This window comes from Chryseobacterium daecheongense (assembly GCF_003729955.1).
GTDB classification, from domain to species: Bacteria; Bacteroidota; Bacteroidia; order Flavobacteriales; family Weeksellaceae; genus Chryseobacterium; species Chryseobacterium daecheongense.
Genome location: NZ_RJTX01000001.1, coordinates 951,651 through 965,083 on the forward strand (window position 1 = coordinate 951,651; position 13,433 = coordinate 965,083).

The 13,433-nt window shown below is 35.4% G+C and carries 14 protein-coding genes; 2 read left to right on the top strand and 12 right to left on the bottom strand.

What is annotated here, in order from left to right:
• Positions 1 to 16 precede the first annotated feature (16 nt).
• Positions 17 to 2,836 carry a SusC/RagA family TonB-linked outer membrane protein gene (locus EGI05_RS04435; RefSeq protein ID WP_123261842.1) on the bottom strand — a complete coding sequence of 940 codons (2,820 nt, stop codon included), beginning with the start codon at positions 2,834 to 2,836 and terminating at the stop codon, positions 17 to 19.
• Positions 2,837 to 3,161: 325 nt separating this feature from the next.
• Here EGI05_RS04435 and EGI05_RS04440 point away from each other — a divergent pair, with 325 nt between their 5' ends.
• Together EGI05_RS04440 and EGI05_RS04445 are read left to right on the top strand one after the other, a co-directional pair.
• Entirely contained in the window at positions 3,162 to 3,833 is a 672-nt protein-coding gene (locus EGI05_RS04440) for a DUF4197 family protein (RefSeq protein WP_123261843.1), read from the top strand.
• Positions 3,834 to 3,874: 41 nt separating this feature from the next.
• The gene (locus EGI05_RS04445) at positions 3,875 to 4,180 is read left to right on the top strand and encodes a DUF493 family protein (RefSeq protein ID WP_123261844.1); all 306 of its coding nucleotides are present in this window, start codon (positions 3,875 to 3,877) and stop codon (positions 4,178 to 4,180) included.
• Between the two features lie 57 nt (positions 4,181 to 4,237).
• Here EGI05_RS04445 and EGI05_RS04450 read toward each other — a convergent pair whose 3' ends face one another.
• The 11 genes from EGI05_RS04450 to EGI05_RS04500 form a co-directional block, all read right to left on the bottom strand.
• On the bottom strand, positions 4,238 to 4,588 hold the full coding sequence (locus EGI05_RS04450) for an ArsC/Spx/MgsR family protein (RefSeq protein ID WP_123261845.1): 351 nt from the start codon (positions 4,586 to 4,588) through the stop codon (positions 4,238 to 4,240).
• A gap of 88 nt (positions 4,589 to 4,676) precedes the next feature.
• A complete protein-coding gene (locus EGI05_RS04455) occupies positions 4,677 to 5,291 on the bottom strand; it encodes a deoxynucleoside kinase (protein ID WP_121460718.1) in 615 nt (204 codons plus the stop codon).
• 37 nt (positions 5,292 to 5,328) lie between these two features.
• On the bottom strand, positions 5,329 to 6,288 hold the full coding sequence (locus EGI05_RS04460; protein WP_123261846.1) for a hypothetical protein: 960 nt from the start codon (positions 6,286 to 6,288) through the stop codon (positions 5,329 to 5,331).
• 85 nt (positions 6,289 to 6,373) lie between these two features.
• A complete protein-coding gene (locus EGI05_RS04465) occupies positions 6,374 to 7,393 on the bottom strand; it encodes a glutaminyl-peptide cyclotransferase (protein WP_123261847.1) in 1,020 nt (339 codons plus the stop codon).
• Between the two features lie 111 nt (positions 7,394 to 7,504).
• Positions 7,505 to 8,527, bottom strand: a complete 1,023-nt coding sequence (locus tag EGI05_RS04470) for a glutaminyl-peptide cyclotransferase (RefSeq protein WP_123261848.1) — start codon at positions 8,525 to 8,527, stop codon at positions 7,505 to 7,507.
• A 36-nt stretch (positions 8,528 to 8,563) separates the two neighbouring features.
• On the bottom strand, positions 8,564 to 8,947 hold the full coding sequence (locus tag EGI05_RS04475) for a VOC family protein (protein WP_185144954.1): 384 nt from the start codon (positions 8,945 to 8,947) through the stop codon (positions 8,564 to 8,566).
• Positions 8,948 to 9,026: 79 nt separating this feature from the next.
• The gene (locus EGI05_RS04480; protein ID WP_123261849.1) at positions 9,027 to 9,452 is read right to left on the bottom strand and encodes an SRPBCC family protein; all 426 of its coding nucleotides are present in this window, start codon (positions 9,450 to 9,452) and stop codon (positions 9,027 to 9,029) included.
• 18 nt (positions 9,453 to 9,470) lie between these two features.
• A complete protein-coding gene (locus EGI05_RS04485; RefSeq protein WP_123261850.1) occupies positions 9,471 to 11,084 on the bottom strand; it encodes a Na+/H+ antiporter in 1,614 nt (537 codons plus the stop codon).
• Between the two features lie 17 nt (positions 11,085 to 11,101).
• On the bottom strand, positions 11,102 to 12,106 hold the full coding sequence (locus EGI05_RS04490) for a bestrophin family protein (RefSeq protein WP_123261851.1): 1,005 nt from the start codon (positions 12,104 to 12,106) through the stop codon (positions 11,102 to 11,104).
• Between the two features lie 57 nt (positions 12,107 to 12,163).
• Complete coding sequence (locus tag EGI05_RS04495) at positions 12,164 to 12,838, bottom strand: DUF2490 domain-containing protein (protein ID WP_123261852.1); 675 nt, start codon at positions 12,836 to 12,838, stop codon at positions 12,164 to 12,166.
• Between the two features lie 133 nt (positions 12,839 to 12,971).
• The gene (locus EGI05_RS04500) at positions 12,972 to 13,370 is read right to left on the bottom strand and encodes a DUF1398 domain-containing protein (RefSeq protein ID WP_123261853.1); all 399 of its coding nucleotides are present in this window, start codon (positions 13,368 to 13,370) and stop codon (positions 12,972 to 12,974) included.
• Positions 13,371 to 13,433 lie beyond the last annotated feature (63 nt).

Here is a 13,433-nt window from a genome sequence, read left to right on the forward strand (position 1 = left end):
TTTCATAATTTTTTAATTAAAATGTTAGATTCATACCAAAGGTATAGATTGCTGAAATTGGATAGATATTATTATCAATACCCATCTGTACTCTATCCGTATTTAAAATTTCCGGTGAAAACCCATTGTATTTGAAGCTTGTCCAAGGGTTTTGTGCACTTACATATAGCCTTAGCCTTGTTATAGATAATGAGTTAGCAAAAGCTTTTGGTAAGTTATAACCAATCTGGATATTTCTAATTCTGAAATAACTTCCGTCTTCTACGTAAAAACTATTGGGTAAAATAATAGATTGATCATTGGTTGCCATTGCATAAGTATTGGATGTTCCTGCACCATGCCATCTGTTATTATAAAAATCTAAATCCCAACTTTCATTACCAAAACGTTGTTCTCTGTTATAGTTGTAAATTTTGTTTCCAAAAACACCTTGGAAATCTATAGCAAAATCAAAATCGTAAACATTCATATTGAAACCAAATCCATAGGTTCCTTTTGGAACAGGACTGCCTAAGAATGTTTTGTCTCTAGCATCAATAATTCCGTTTCCATCGATATCCGCAAATTTAAATCCACCTGGTTTTGCACCATTTTGTGTTGCCCATCCGCTTACCTCTGCCTGGTTTTGGAAAACTCCTACCACCTGATAGCCGTAATAAGAACCTACCGACTGCCCCTCCTGTAACCTTATAATTGAATTTCCAAATAAGCTGGCTCCCGTCTCAAGATATGATCCTCCATATACTGAAGTAATTTCATTCTTCAACGTGGTAAGATTTCCATAAACTCCTATTCTTACATTCTCATTAATTTTAGTATCATAGTTTACAGAAGCTTCGAAGCCTCTATTATTGAAAGAATAAGCATTGGTAATATAATTATTCCAGTTTGTAGCTCCAGATACTGTACCTTGTACTATACCATAGACAACATCTTTAGTATCTTTATCAAAATAAGTAGCTTCGATTTTCAATTTATTATTCAATAATGCCATTTCCAAACCTATATCTCTACCGGTAGTAGTTTCCCAGCCTATGTTTGGATCTATAATTTGGTCTATTGTTTGAGCCGGTGAACCATTATTTCCATAATAAGCTCCCGCATTAATTATTGAAGTATTAAGCGTATAAGCTCTCTGTACATCAGGATTTCCTAATTTACCCCAGCTTGCTCTCAATTTTAATAAATTAAAAAGATTTTGATCACTCATGAAGTTTTCTTTAGATATCACCCATCCTGCACTAATAGCCGGAAATGTACGATATCTGTCATTCTCAGAATATTTAGAGGTTCCATCTCTACGAATAGATGCATTGATAAGATATTTCCCTCCATAATCATAATTTAATCTTCCAAAGAAAGATTCTATTCTATCCTGATAAGGAATAACATTTCGAGAACCCTTATCATATGTTGTCATATAAATATCGGTCCCGTTAGCAATTTCCAAGGAAGAATTATCACCATTATAATAAACATTCAATGCTTCTGCATAAGCTTGGGCATAGGAGTTTCTTGTACGAGAAAAACCTGCTAATAACTCTAAGTTATGTTTACCAAAATCTTTTTTCCAGCTAAGGGTATTGTCCCATACATAATTTCTGGTTCTTGAGTCTCTAGTAATTAATTTAGATTTTCCTGGATTTGGAACATAAGTACTTACAGGTGTGTATTCATACTGGTTTGTATTAATATTATCTGATGTATAACTTATTCTGAAGGTAAAATCATTTAAGAATTTATATTCTCCCCAAATATTATTTAAAAGTCTTTCTTCTCTAGTCTGTGATCTAAACAAGTCTAATTTTGCTCTCGGATTTGTTATATTAACTAATGTAAAATATTGATAATTTCCTGTACTTGGATTTATCGGAGCATAAACAGGAGGAGAACTATATGCATCCAATAAAGGGTTTTGTGCTAAATCAGTACGCATTTTTGAGAATGTGAAATTATCACCGATCGTTAAATTCTTTGTGATTTTATAGCTCAAATTAACTTTAGAATTAAATCTATTAAAACCGCTCCCCGAGTTAATACCACTTCCAGCGGCTAAGTTTCCTTCATCTTGTAAAAAACCAACACTTAAATAATAATTAAGTTTACCAAGAGTTCCGGCTGCAGAAAGATCATTCGAATTGATGATACTGTTTCTGAGAATTTCTTTGAACCATTTGGTATCAGCAGGAAAATTAGATCTGCTTAGGAATTTTGTAGGATCAGTTACACCTTCATTACTTAATTTTTCATTATATAACTCAATATACTGATCAGAGTTAACCATATCTGGAACGTTAGTCACAGTTTTGATTCCTAAATAAGAATTAAAATTAAATACAGGTTTTTTACCTCTTCCTGTTTTAGTTTTAATGATTACAGCACCATTGGATGCTCGCGCTCCATAAATTGCCAAACTTGAAGGATCTTTAAGAATACTCATTGATTCAATATCTTGAGGACTTAAAAAAGAAATATCATCAGTAATCATTCCGTCAACAATAAAAACGGTTTTTCCTGTTAGAGAACTAATCCCCCTAATATCAACCCTAGGTGAGCCTCCTGGTGTTCCTGAGTTAAGGATTTGAACACCTGCAACCTTACCCTGAACGGAACTGATAGGATTTGCATTGGGCTTATCCGCTAAGTCTTTAGCACTTATCGTAGCAATACTACCTGTTACATTGGCTTTCTTCTGGGATCCATATCCAATCAGTACCACCTCCTCAATTTTCTGTTCCTTAGCAACAGTATCCTGAGGCGTAACCTGCGCATTAACGTTCATACCGAAGTATAAAACAGCAATGAGACATGAATACTTTAAATCACTTTGTTTCATATAGTTTTATTTTATTTTGTACAATCAAAAAGCTTAATTTTTCAGCTATTTCAGCTCAATATCTTCTAATTCTCAAAAAAAGACATTAGTCAAAATTATAAAAATATCTCTAACATTGTTAATTTATCTTAAATAATTTATAACGATTATATTATGTTATATTGATTAAGAAAATATATGAATTTTTATTAAGCTTTTCTCTGAATTTTAATTTAATTATTAAGTAAAACTATCTTATCTTTATTAGTTTTTATCTTGGGTAAAACCAACAATTTGTTAAATTTGGCTCAAAATTTGAAAACACTAAGCAATAGACCATTATTAAATGAAAAAATATATTATCGCAGCTGCTTTAGTTATAGGAACCGGAGCAGTAATCAATACTACCATGCAATCCTGCACTACTCTGGCAACTACCGATTTGGGTTTATCTCTAATTAAAAGGTTATTGCTGAACGGAATAGATAAAGGAATGGGTATTTACAGCAATAAAGAGGCTTTCCTGCAAAATAACCTGGTGGATAAAGCGCTACCAAAGCAATTGAGGGATATTAATTCTACTTTGGAGAAAATTGCCCCTTCATTAGTGGCTAAGGAAAGAGATTATATTGCCCAGGCAGCATCTTATACGGTCAATATTTCAAGACCTATTCTGGAAGGTGCTGTGAATAGCTTAAATGCTCAGGATGTAACAAGAATTATACAAGGTACTACTGCTACTCAGATCCTTAAAGAGAAAACTTCCCAGCAATTGGTTGCTGCTATTGCACCGAAAGTTGACGAAAAGCTCAATCAATATGGTATCGTAAAAACAATCAATACCGCTCTCTCAGGAAGTAATTTATTAGGAAGCCTTTTGGGTGGAAATAATAGCACGGTGAACGCAGGCGGATTAAGCCAGCTTGCCTCAGAACAACTGGTGAATGGTATGTTCAATATCATTGAGGATTATGAGCATCAAAACTCCAAATCGTTATTAGGGCCACTTGGAAAATAAAGAAAATTTCATTATATTTATATATAATTTAATATTTGTAGATGGATATATTACAAGGAAATCAACATGCAAGCCCAGAGGATTTTTATAACTCTCTAAGGGAGAAACTGGAAGATCATCACGATTTTCCGGAAGATTATTTATTTAAATTTATTATCCCGACCGATCAGGCTAAACTTACTGAAATTTACAGGGTTTTTGATGGTATAAAATTCACCTTGGGAAACCGAGAGAGTAAAAACGGAAAATATACAGCCTGCAATATCAATGCATTTGTTTTGGATGCAGATCAGGTGGTGAAGATTTATAAAGAAGTAGCCAAAATAGAAGGTGTGATTCTTCTTTAAATAAAAAGTCAGCTTAAAAGCTGACTTTTTTGGTTTATATTTTTAATGTTCTTCCCATTATTTCTCAATAAAAAACTTAACGTTTTCAATAGGTCTTCCCAACATTGCTACAGATCCTTTGATAAGGATAGGTCTTTGAATTAAGGAAGGGTTTTCCGATAGAATTTTAATCCATTCATCTTCGGAATAATTGTGAGCCGCAAATTTTTCCATATACAGCTTTTCCGTTTTGCGGATGATATGAAAAACACTTTGATTAAGCTTCTTTAATACTGTCCTAATCTCCAAAATACTCAACGGATCATCCACAATATTAATGATCTCGAACGGCACTCCGTTTTCGTCCAAATACTCTAATACAGCATTGGATTTTGAACAATTTCCATTATGCAGAACCTTCACTAACATTTTTTTTGCTTTTTGAATTAAGAACTTCTTTCTAACAAATTTAGAAAGAAATAGAGTTACAGAAACCTTAATTTATAATAATTAATTGTTAAAAGAGACCATTAAGTTCTGCTTCGATCTTTTCAAGGATAAATCCGAAGTCTTCCGGTTTTTCTACAAAATCCAGATCGTCCACTTCAATGATCAGGAGCTTCCCTTCTGTATAATTAGAGATCCATTTTTCATATTTCTGGTTCAGCTTGGAAAGATACTCAATGCTGATAGAGGCTTCATATTCTCTTCCCCTTTTATAGATTTTTTTAACCAGATTAGGAACATCAGATTTCAAATAGATCAACAGATCCGGAGCCGAAACAAAGGATTTCATCAGGCTGAAAACAGAAGCATAATTATTGAAGTCCCTGTCTGAAAGCAATCCCATATCATTAAGGTTTTCTGCAAAAATATGGGCATCTTCATAAATGGTACGGTCCTGGATGATATTTTTACCACTCTCCCTGATCTCTTTTACCTGGCGGAATCTGCTTCCCAGGAAATAAATCTGTAGTGCAAAACTCCACTTGCTCATATCTGCATAAAAATCTTCCAGATACGGATTATGATCTACATCTTCAAATTGAGCATCCCATCCGTAATGTTTGGCAAGCATGGTCGTTAAAGTGGTTTTCCCTGCTCCAATATTTCCTGTAACCGCAATATGCATATTTCTCCTTACTGTTTTTTTGATATTAACTCAACAATTAAATCCCCGAAGCCTGAACATCCGAAGTATCCTGAATCAGTTTTTCCAACGTATTGTCTGCAGATTTCTCCACAGGCTCCACTTTAGAGTTTTCTTCTGTTTTCTCTATGGGCTTTTCTGTGGACTGCTCCATAGGTTTTTCTGTGGATTTCTGTTCAGATTCAGGTTCTGTCTGTTGTTTCTTTTCTTTATTATTTTCGAGGTTGTAAAGATAAAGGTTGTTGGCTTTGATTTCAAAAAAAGAAAGCGTGTTTTTATCCACAATTTGCGCATCGGGATCTTCAAAAATTTTCACTAATTCTTTTTCGGGAACGTATTTTAATATGGAATTGTTTGTAATGATTAAAATAAATTCATTTTCTCTTCTGAAGCGCTTTCCGTTTTCCAAGGGGGTTTCAAAAAGCTTTTCAAATTTCAGGGTGTATACTTTCAGGCTTTTTCTTGTCAGGATATACACTTTATTTTCAAATACGAGAAGATCCACCAGATCATCAAAGCTGGCATCAAAAGGATAAGAATTGATGGTGGTTTCATTTCTGAAATTATATTGAATGAGGCGTTTCATGCTGTCATCCAGCAACCAAAGCTGCTGAAGGTCTTCTGCATAAGCCATTCTGATAAACCCGAATTTTTGTTTGAAATCTATACGCTGGATCTCATTAAGATTCTGATCCACGAGCTTCAATTCCTGAGCGTTTTCCGAAAACAAAGGAACACTTAAGGGATTTTGCACACTTTGTATCTTAAAAGGAACGGTAAGCATCATTTTCCCGATCTGTTTGCCCAAGGAATCATATTTCGTCAGGCTGAAATCTTTGTTTTTATAGATGTACAGATTTCCGTAATCATCGGCAAGCATATCTTTAGCCTCTTTTAGCTTCAGAGTGTCCAAAGGAAGGACATTCTGTGCAGATAATGAACAGAAAAAACAGATCAATATGATGGGTATGAGTTTCAATATTCTTTTATTATGATACAATCTTAGATATGCGCCAATTTACACACTTTATTTTATACAGATCATCATTGATTATTTTTTTTAATCACTTCAGGGTTATTTCATAAATTTTAGTCCAATTTTTCCCTGTGATCAGCATATTTTCACCTTTAAAGGCAATACCATTTAATACATCATTTTCTCCTTTTGTATTTTTTTTGGCAATTCCTCTAAGGTCCAATTTCCCTACTACTTCACCATTCTCCGGATTTATTTTTAAAATGACAGGTTTCCCCCATACATTTGCGTATACGAAACCATTATGATATTCCAATTCATTCAATTGCGTATAAGAACGGGTTCCGGCAACAGCAATGGTTTTAATCAATCGGGAAGGATTTTCAGGGTCGAGGAAGAACAATTGCTTGCTTCCATCAGATGCGATCAGATGTTTTCCGTCATAGGTTAAACCCCATCCTTCTCCTAATAAGTTCGGGTACTTAAATTCAGATAGTAATTTCAGTGAATTTTTATCATAGATAAATCCTTTTTTGCTCTGCCATGTCAGTTGAATGATCTTATTTCCTACAATAGTGCATCCCTCTGAAAAGTCTTGTTCAGGTTGCCGGGCTACCACCAGAGGAGTTGTAGTTCCCAGTACATATTTTAAAAGCTTCGATTCTCCTTTTCCACCATCACTTTCAAAAATAGTATTCCCCTCCAATTGAAATCCCTGTACAAAGTTTTCAGCATCATGAGGATATTCAGCTACAATCTGAAAAGAAATGGTTTCTTCTGCTTTTTTTGTAAACACATTGATGGTTGCCTCCTGACTTAAATTTTCACCATTTTTTGTTTTGATATTGAAAATGGCTTTATTATCTCCAAGCGTAAAGAAACCGGGATCGATCACGAGGTTGCGGGTTTCTTTATTTCCCAGAGTAATAGAAATGGCTTCTGCATTATCTGTAACTTCTTCAGGAAGTTCCAGTTTATCACCAAAATGATACCCTTTAAGCTCCATAGAATTGTTATAATCGCTTAAAACATCCAGAATTTTTTCATCATTCCGGCAAGAAATCAACAATACTACGGTAGCAAAACCTACCATTAAATTTTCCTTCACTGGGTTTCTAAATTTGTTTCAAAATTAGCAAATTTTATTCCTGTTTGTTAAAAAAATAAAATAGCGCTCTGTAAGAACGCTATTCTTGATTTCTTTATAAGAATACAGAGATTATTTCACTGCCACTTCATAAATTTTCGACCAGTTTTTTCCGGTGATCAACATATTTTCGCCTTTAAAAGCAATCCCGTTCAATACATCATCGCTTCCCTTGGTATTTTGTTTGGCAATTTCCGTAAAGTCAAACTTTCCTACCACTTCTCCGTTGGCCGGGTTGATTTTCAAAATAACAGGTTTCTGCCAAACATTAGCATAGATAAATCCGTTATGATATTCCAGCTCATTCAATTGATCATAAGCTTGAGAACTTCCTGCTACAGCAATATATTTCACCAATTTGGAAGGATCTTTAGCATCTAGGAAATATAATAGCTTACTGCCGTCTGATGCAATCAGGTTTTTCCCGTCATAGGTTAACCCCCAACCTTCACCCAGCACGTTGGGGTATGCAAATTCGGATAATAATTTCAGGGAATTCTTGTCATACACATATCCTTTTTTGCTTTGCCATGTTAATTGATATACCTTATCTCCTACAATAGTACTTCCTTCCGAAAAGTCTTCCTGAGGTTGTTTAGTGGAAGCTAAAGGAGTGGTTGTTCCCAATGTATATTTTAAGATTTGTGAAGAACCGTTCTGCCCATCACTTTCATAAATAGTGTTTCCTTCAATTTGAAACCCTTGTACAAAGTTTTTGGGATCATGCGGATATTCCGCTACGATCTGATAAGACAGATTTTTTTCAGGGCTCTTTGCAAAAACATTGATGGTTGCATCCTGGTTTAACGTTTCACCTCCTTTAGTTTTGATATTGAAGGTTACCGCATTATCTCCAAGGGTAAAAAACTTAGGATCAACTGTAAGATCAGAAGTTTCTTTATCTCCAAAGCTGATGCTGATGCTTTCAGCATTATCCGTAACCTCTTTCGGAAGGGTAAGCTTATCTCCAAAATGGTATCCTTTATTTTCCATTGAGTTGTTATAATCACTCAAACTGTTCAGGATTTTTTCATCCTTGTTACAAGATGCCAACAGTAAAATGGCTGCAAAACCTGCTATGATATTTCTTTTCATTGAATTTCTAAATATTTGCCCCAAAAATAGCAAATTTTATTCCGCTTTACCAATTTCATTTACAGGCTGTCCGAATTGTAAGATATAGCCGTTATTATCATAGATTGCAAATTCTCTCATATCCCAGTCGAAGGTTTCAATTTCATAGCAGATTTTAGCTTTAGTTTTCAAGTCTTCCCATAGAGCATCCACATCATCCACATTGAAATAGAATGATCCCGTAAAGCCTATTCCTTTAAATTTTTCGTGCTCATTGGGTCTGGAAAGCATGATATACACTTGATCTTTTTGCAGGGATGCCCATTGCCATTCATCATTTCTTTCCAAAAGGGAAAAACCTAATATCTGCATGTAAAACCCGATGGTATCATCCAGATTTTCTGTCCAAAGAATAGGACGAAGTGCGGTATATTTTGACATAATTATAATTGATGATTGATGATTGATGATTGATGATAGATAAACGATTAGGCGCAAAGCTTTGCTTTGCGCCTAATCGTTATTTTTCCAGATATGTTTTTAAACTTTGTCCGATAATTCCGTTCCAACCTTCTGTAAAGCTGTTTCGTGAAAAAGTTTCACCCAGCTCCTGAAATTTCTCAATTCCTTCATGAGTTAGCGTGATTAAAGTTCCGTCATCTTCTGCCTTGATTTCCCAAGTTACAATGGTTTTTTCTTTTGAGAATTCCGGATACACCCATGAATGCTTTAATTTCTGATTGGGAATAATTTCTAAAATTTCGCCGCGATGATGATATTTTCTCTCTTCTCCCGGTTCATAAAAATTGAATTCATTTCCTTCTCTAAGCTCAAAATCCGGGATATCAAAATACCAGGATTTCATTTCGTTTTTATCGGTCAGTGCTTTCCATACTTCCTCTATGGGAGCATTTACTTTATATTTTACAATAATGGGAACATTCATTTTCTTTAAATTTAGTCATTAGCTGTGTGAGAATCCCGTAATTTTTGCTTCTTCAAAATCCAGTTGCATCTCAATGGTTCTCATCACATGATCATCAAATATTTTTTCACGTTTCATGCGGTGCAGTTCGTTTCTCTGGGCCTGTATAATCTGGCGGAGAACGTCTTTGTTTTCATTAATTGCGGTCACATAATCACCTGTGGAAGCCATACATTGGGCCTTATCAGCCATCAGCATCATTTCATTCTCCAGTTTATGCCTTTGATGGCGAACCAAGCTGTTTTTCTCTGCCAGTTCGGAAAAATCATTATCCAATTTGTGCAAGGCGGTCTCTTTTAATTTTCTCATTAAAATCACTTCCTGTTTTTCTTCCGGCAGTTCACTTCCTGCATCATCAATTTTCAACCACTTTAATATCGGAGTTAATAATAATCCTTGTCCCACTAAGGTAATCAAAATGATAACAAAAGTTACGAATAAAATGATATTCCGGTGCGGAAATGCTTCGCCATTGGGTAAAAATGCAGGAATAGATAATGCAGCCGCTAATGAAACCACTCCTCTCATCGCCGCAAAACTAATGATGAAAGGTTCTCGCCAATCCGGTTTGGGAACTTTCATCCTTAATTCCTTCGAACATATTCTTGGAAAATACATTAAAGCATAACTGTATAATATTCTCGTAAAAATAATGGCTCCGCCGATCACTATACTATAGAAAATACCCTCTGAAATTGTATAATCTTTCATCGCAGCAACCACAACCGGAAGTTCAAGACCAATCAGAATGAAGATTAGCGTATTCATTAAAAATATCAGTACACTCCATACATTTCCCGACTGAATTCTTGAAGTATGGCTTAAATAACAATGGGAATTATAGGACATTAGCAAACCTCCCGCAACCACAGACAAAACGCCTGAGAAATGGAAATGTTCCGCGCCTATATACATGATGTAAGGCACAATAAGAGTAATTACCGTGTCTATATTGGAATTAGAGGGAATAATTCTTAATAGTGCTCCAAAAAGCAATCCTGCTCCTACTCCTACTGCGATTCCGCCGATGGCCATGGTAAAAAAATCTTTCACGGCTTCTCCAAAAATGAATTGCCCGGAAATAACTGCTGCCAAAGCAAACTTAAAGACTATTAAACTGGATGCATCATTAATTAAGCTTTCTCCTTCCAGAATAGAGGTGATCTTTTTAGGGATTTTCATATGCTTTAACACGGAGGTGGCAGCTACTGCATCCGGAGGAGAGTTGACTCCGCCTAACAAGAAACCCATAGCCACTGTAAGTCCCGGGATGATGGATGATGAAAGATAAGCCACCACAATCGAGGTAAGGAAAACCAACCCGAAAGCCATGGAAAAGATCTGCTTTCTCCATTTATGAAAATCCTGCCACGAAGTAAACCAGGCAGCCTCAAATAAAATGGGAGGAAGGAAAATTAGAAACACCAGATCCGGCTCTATCTCAATATGGGGCATTCCGGGAATAAGGCTTATCAGTAAACCTGCAATAACAAGAAAAATAGGATAAGCCACCCTTAGTTTTTGCCCGATCATTACCAATATCATCACAGACAATAACACCGCGATTGATATTATGACATAATTGTGAATCATTTATTTATTATTTTTTGTTATAATACAATATTATTTTTCGGAGTAATGGCAGATGGAAGGTTCACTTCATCCAGCATATCTCTCATATCTATTTCTATGGTGCGGCTGATCTGGGTGATCGGAACATCATTAGCACTTCCCTCAAATGGGTTTACAGAGGCTTCACCTACATTATCCAATGTATGGAAACACCAGGTTACCAATAAGGAAAACGGGATATTAAACCATAATGTAATTCCTTCAAAGAAGGTTCCTTCTCCCAGCTTATCAAATTCTTTCAGCAATCCGAAGGGCACAAAAACAATAAATAATAACAACAAATAGGTGGTAATGGAAGAAAAGTTTCTTGGATAAGGGAAATTTTTAATTCTTTCTGCTTTACCCTGGTTATCCGTAAATTTCACTAATTGCTGATTGATCTGTGTCCACTGAAAATCATTGATTTCTCCTCTTGCATACACTTCTGACAATTCTTTGCTCTGGCTTGCCATTAACTGTGTTGCTCTGTTTTTTTTGCTCAGAATATACTGAAGCTCTGTTTCCGAAAGATAGCTTTTCAATTCTTCATCTAACTTGGAAGTTCTTTCGGGAATTTCATATTTCTGGGCATATTCGTCAAATTGTGCCGTATTCATATTCTCCCATGCTCTGGGTTCCCGAAGCTGGAAACGAAGCGCAGTCAGCCAAGCATAATGACGGCTGAACATTTCTTTTACTCTACCGGGATCTTTTCCGGAAAGTGAATCTCTCAGAATGTATCCGAAGCTCCGGCTGTCATTGATGATGGCACCATAAATCTGCCTGGCTTCCCAAAGCCTGCTGTAACTTGCATTGTTTTTGAATCCCACGATGAATGCTACTGCTGTTCCCATAATCGCTATAGGCTGCCATGGAAAGGCAAGAAATTTCCATCCACAGAAGTAAAGAACCGTTGGAATTGCCGCCAAAATTGTTAAGATATAAATACTTCTCCTCGTCCATACTATGAACTCCAGAGCTCCAAATCTTTTTCCTGAATGCATACGTTTTTGTGATTTTTAGTTTTTTATTTCTATGTTAAATCACCCTTTCAAAAATTTTCAATTTTTGGTAAAAGGAATATTATTATAAAACCCGATCTGAATCTGTCCCCGGTTTCTATTTTCCTGGATCTGATTCATATATCCGGCTTCAATTCTCATATTTTTATTGATCACATATCCTAAAGCCCCATATACTCTGTTCCTATCAAAAACCGGACTATCAAAATGCAGGAAGATCTCATTATATGCCGAAGCATAAAAGGTTTTCGGAAGCATTTCTTTATTATTGATCGGAATGTTCACTCCTAATAAATAGCGGAACCTCATCCTGAAATCTTCTTCTAAGAAACGCTCTTCTAAACGATACCTGTGCTGAAGATTGAATCTCCCGAATTTCTGTTTGGTAATATATTGCTGAAAAATACGGTGCTCAATATTTTCAGTTTTTTCTCCGTTTACATACGGCTGGCTTAAGATGAAACCATACCCCAGTAAAACATTGTTATTATTTTCGGTCAGGTCATATCCGATTCCGGTACGGATCAACAGCTGCTCCAAATCACCTATCGCATCAAAATTACGATATTGGATCTCGTTATGCCAATTCAGTTTTTTACTGATCTTATTGTTCCCGAAATACATATACCAGGCTCCAAGATCATTTTTCTGGGCAAAGGAAAACGTTGTTCCCAAGCTGAAAATCATCAGAGCCAACAACTTTACAATCTTCATAATTTATTTTTATCTATTACTCCTATCTATCACATTCACTAAAATCAATATGAATTATCAATAATAAGGAAAAAATATTTTTTATGAAAATTTTTCTATCTCTTCGTAATTGAATTATTCCTGTATAAGCAATTTATAATGCCGGTATTTGTTCTATCAGGACTTCATTGCCTCCTTGATCAAAATAAGCACAAGTCATTTTGTTTAAATCCATTTTCCAGCCATAAATACCATTATCTGCACAGTCTCTGCAAAAGGTCGGATAATCTGTTCCACCCTGCTGATGGAGTTTTAACCTGGTTCGGAAATGTTCAACATTAAGCCCTCCCGAAATACTTCTTACAGCTCTATCTTTCCCCAAAGTTGAAACCGATTGGTTTTCATTATCAAAATATTCCACATTTCCATCTTCAACAGATACAATATAATAGGATACTCCCAAATCCTTAATGGCTTTGATATATTTCGGAAAATCTGCACCACTTTTTACTTTCTGGTGTTCTGCTTTAATTTCATTAATGGTAAATTTCATCTTGCGTTTTTAATTGTTATCTTTTTGTTCTCGTAAAGGTATTATAAAAAGAAAACTGACGGA

What these genes read in the sequence shown, in the direction of transcription:
- EGI05_RS04435 (WP_123261842.1), bottom strand. Translation starts at nt 2,836, where the DNA reads ATGAAACAAAGTGATTTAAAGTATTCATGTCTCATTGCTGTTTTATAC.
- EGI05_RS04440 (WP_123261843.1), top strand. Translation starts at nt 3,162, where the DNA reads ATGAAAAAATATATTATCGCAGCTGCTTTAGTTATAGGAACCGGAGCA.
- EGI05_RS04445 (WP_123261844.1), top strand. Translation starts at nt 3,875, where the DNA reads ATGGATATATTACAAGGAAATCAACATGCAAGCCCAGAGGATTTTTAT.
- EGI05_RS04450 (WP_123261845.1), bottom strand. Translation starts at nt 4,588, where the DNA reads ATGTTAGTGAAGGTTCTGCATAATGGAAATTGTTCAAAATCCAATGCT.
- EGI05_RS04455 (WP_121460718.1), bottom strand. Translation starts at nt 5,291, where the DNA reads ATGCATATTGCGGTTACAGGAAATATTGGAGCAGGGAAAACCACTTTA.
- EGI05_RS04470 (WP_123261848.1), bottom strand. Translation starts at nt 8,527, where the DNA reads ATGAAAAGAAATATCATAGCAGGTTTTGCAGCCATTTTACTGTTGGCA.
- EGI05_RS04475 (WP_185144954.1), bottom strand. Translation starts at nt 8,947, where the DNA reads ATGTCAAAATATACCGCACTTCGTCCTATTCTTTGGACAGAAAATCTG.
- EGI05_RS04480 (WP_123261849.1), bottom strand. Translation starts at nt 9,452, where the DNA reads ATGAATGTTCCCATTATTGTAAAATATAAAGTAAATGCTCCCATAGAG.
- EGI05_RS04485 (WP_123261850.1), bottom strand. Translation starts at nt 11,084, where the DNA reads ATGATTCACAATTATGTCATAATATCAATCGCGGTGTTATTGTCTGTG.
- EGI05_RS04490 (WP_123261851.1), bottom strand. Translation starts at nt 12,106, where the DNA reads ATGCATTCAGGAAAAAGATTTGGAGCTCTGGAGTTCATAGTATGGACG.
- EGI05_RS04495 (WP_123261852.1), bottom strand. Translation starts at nt 12,838, where the DNA reads ATGAAGATTGTAAAGTTGTTGGCTCTGATGATTTTCAGCTTGGGAACA.
- EGI05_RS04500 (WP_123261853.1), bottom strand. Translation starts at nt 13,370, where the DNA reads ATGAAATTTACCATTAATGAAATTAAAGCAGAACACCAGAAAGTAAAA.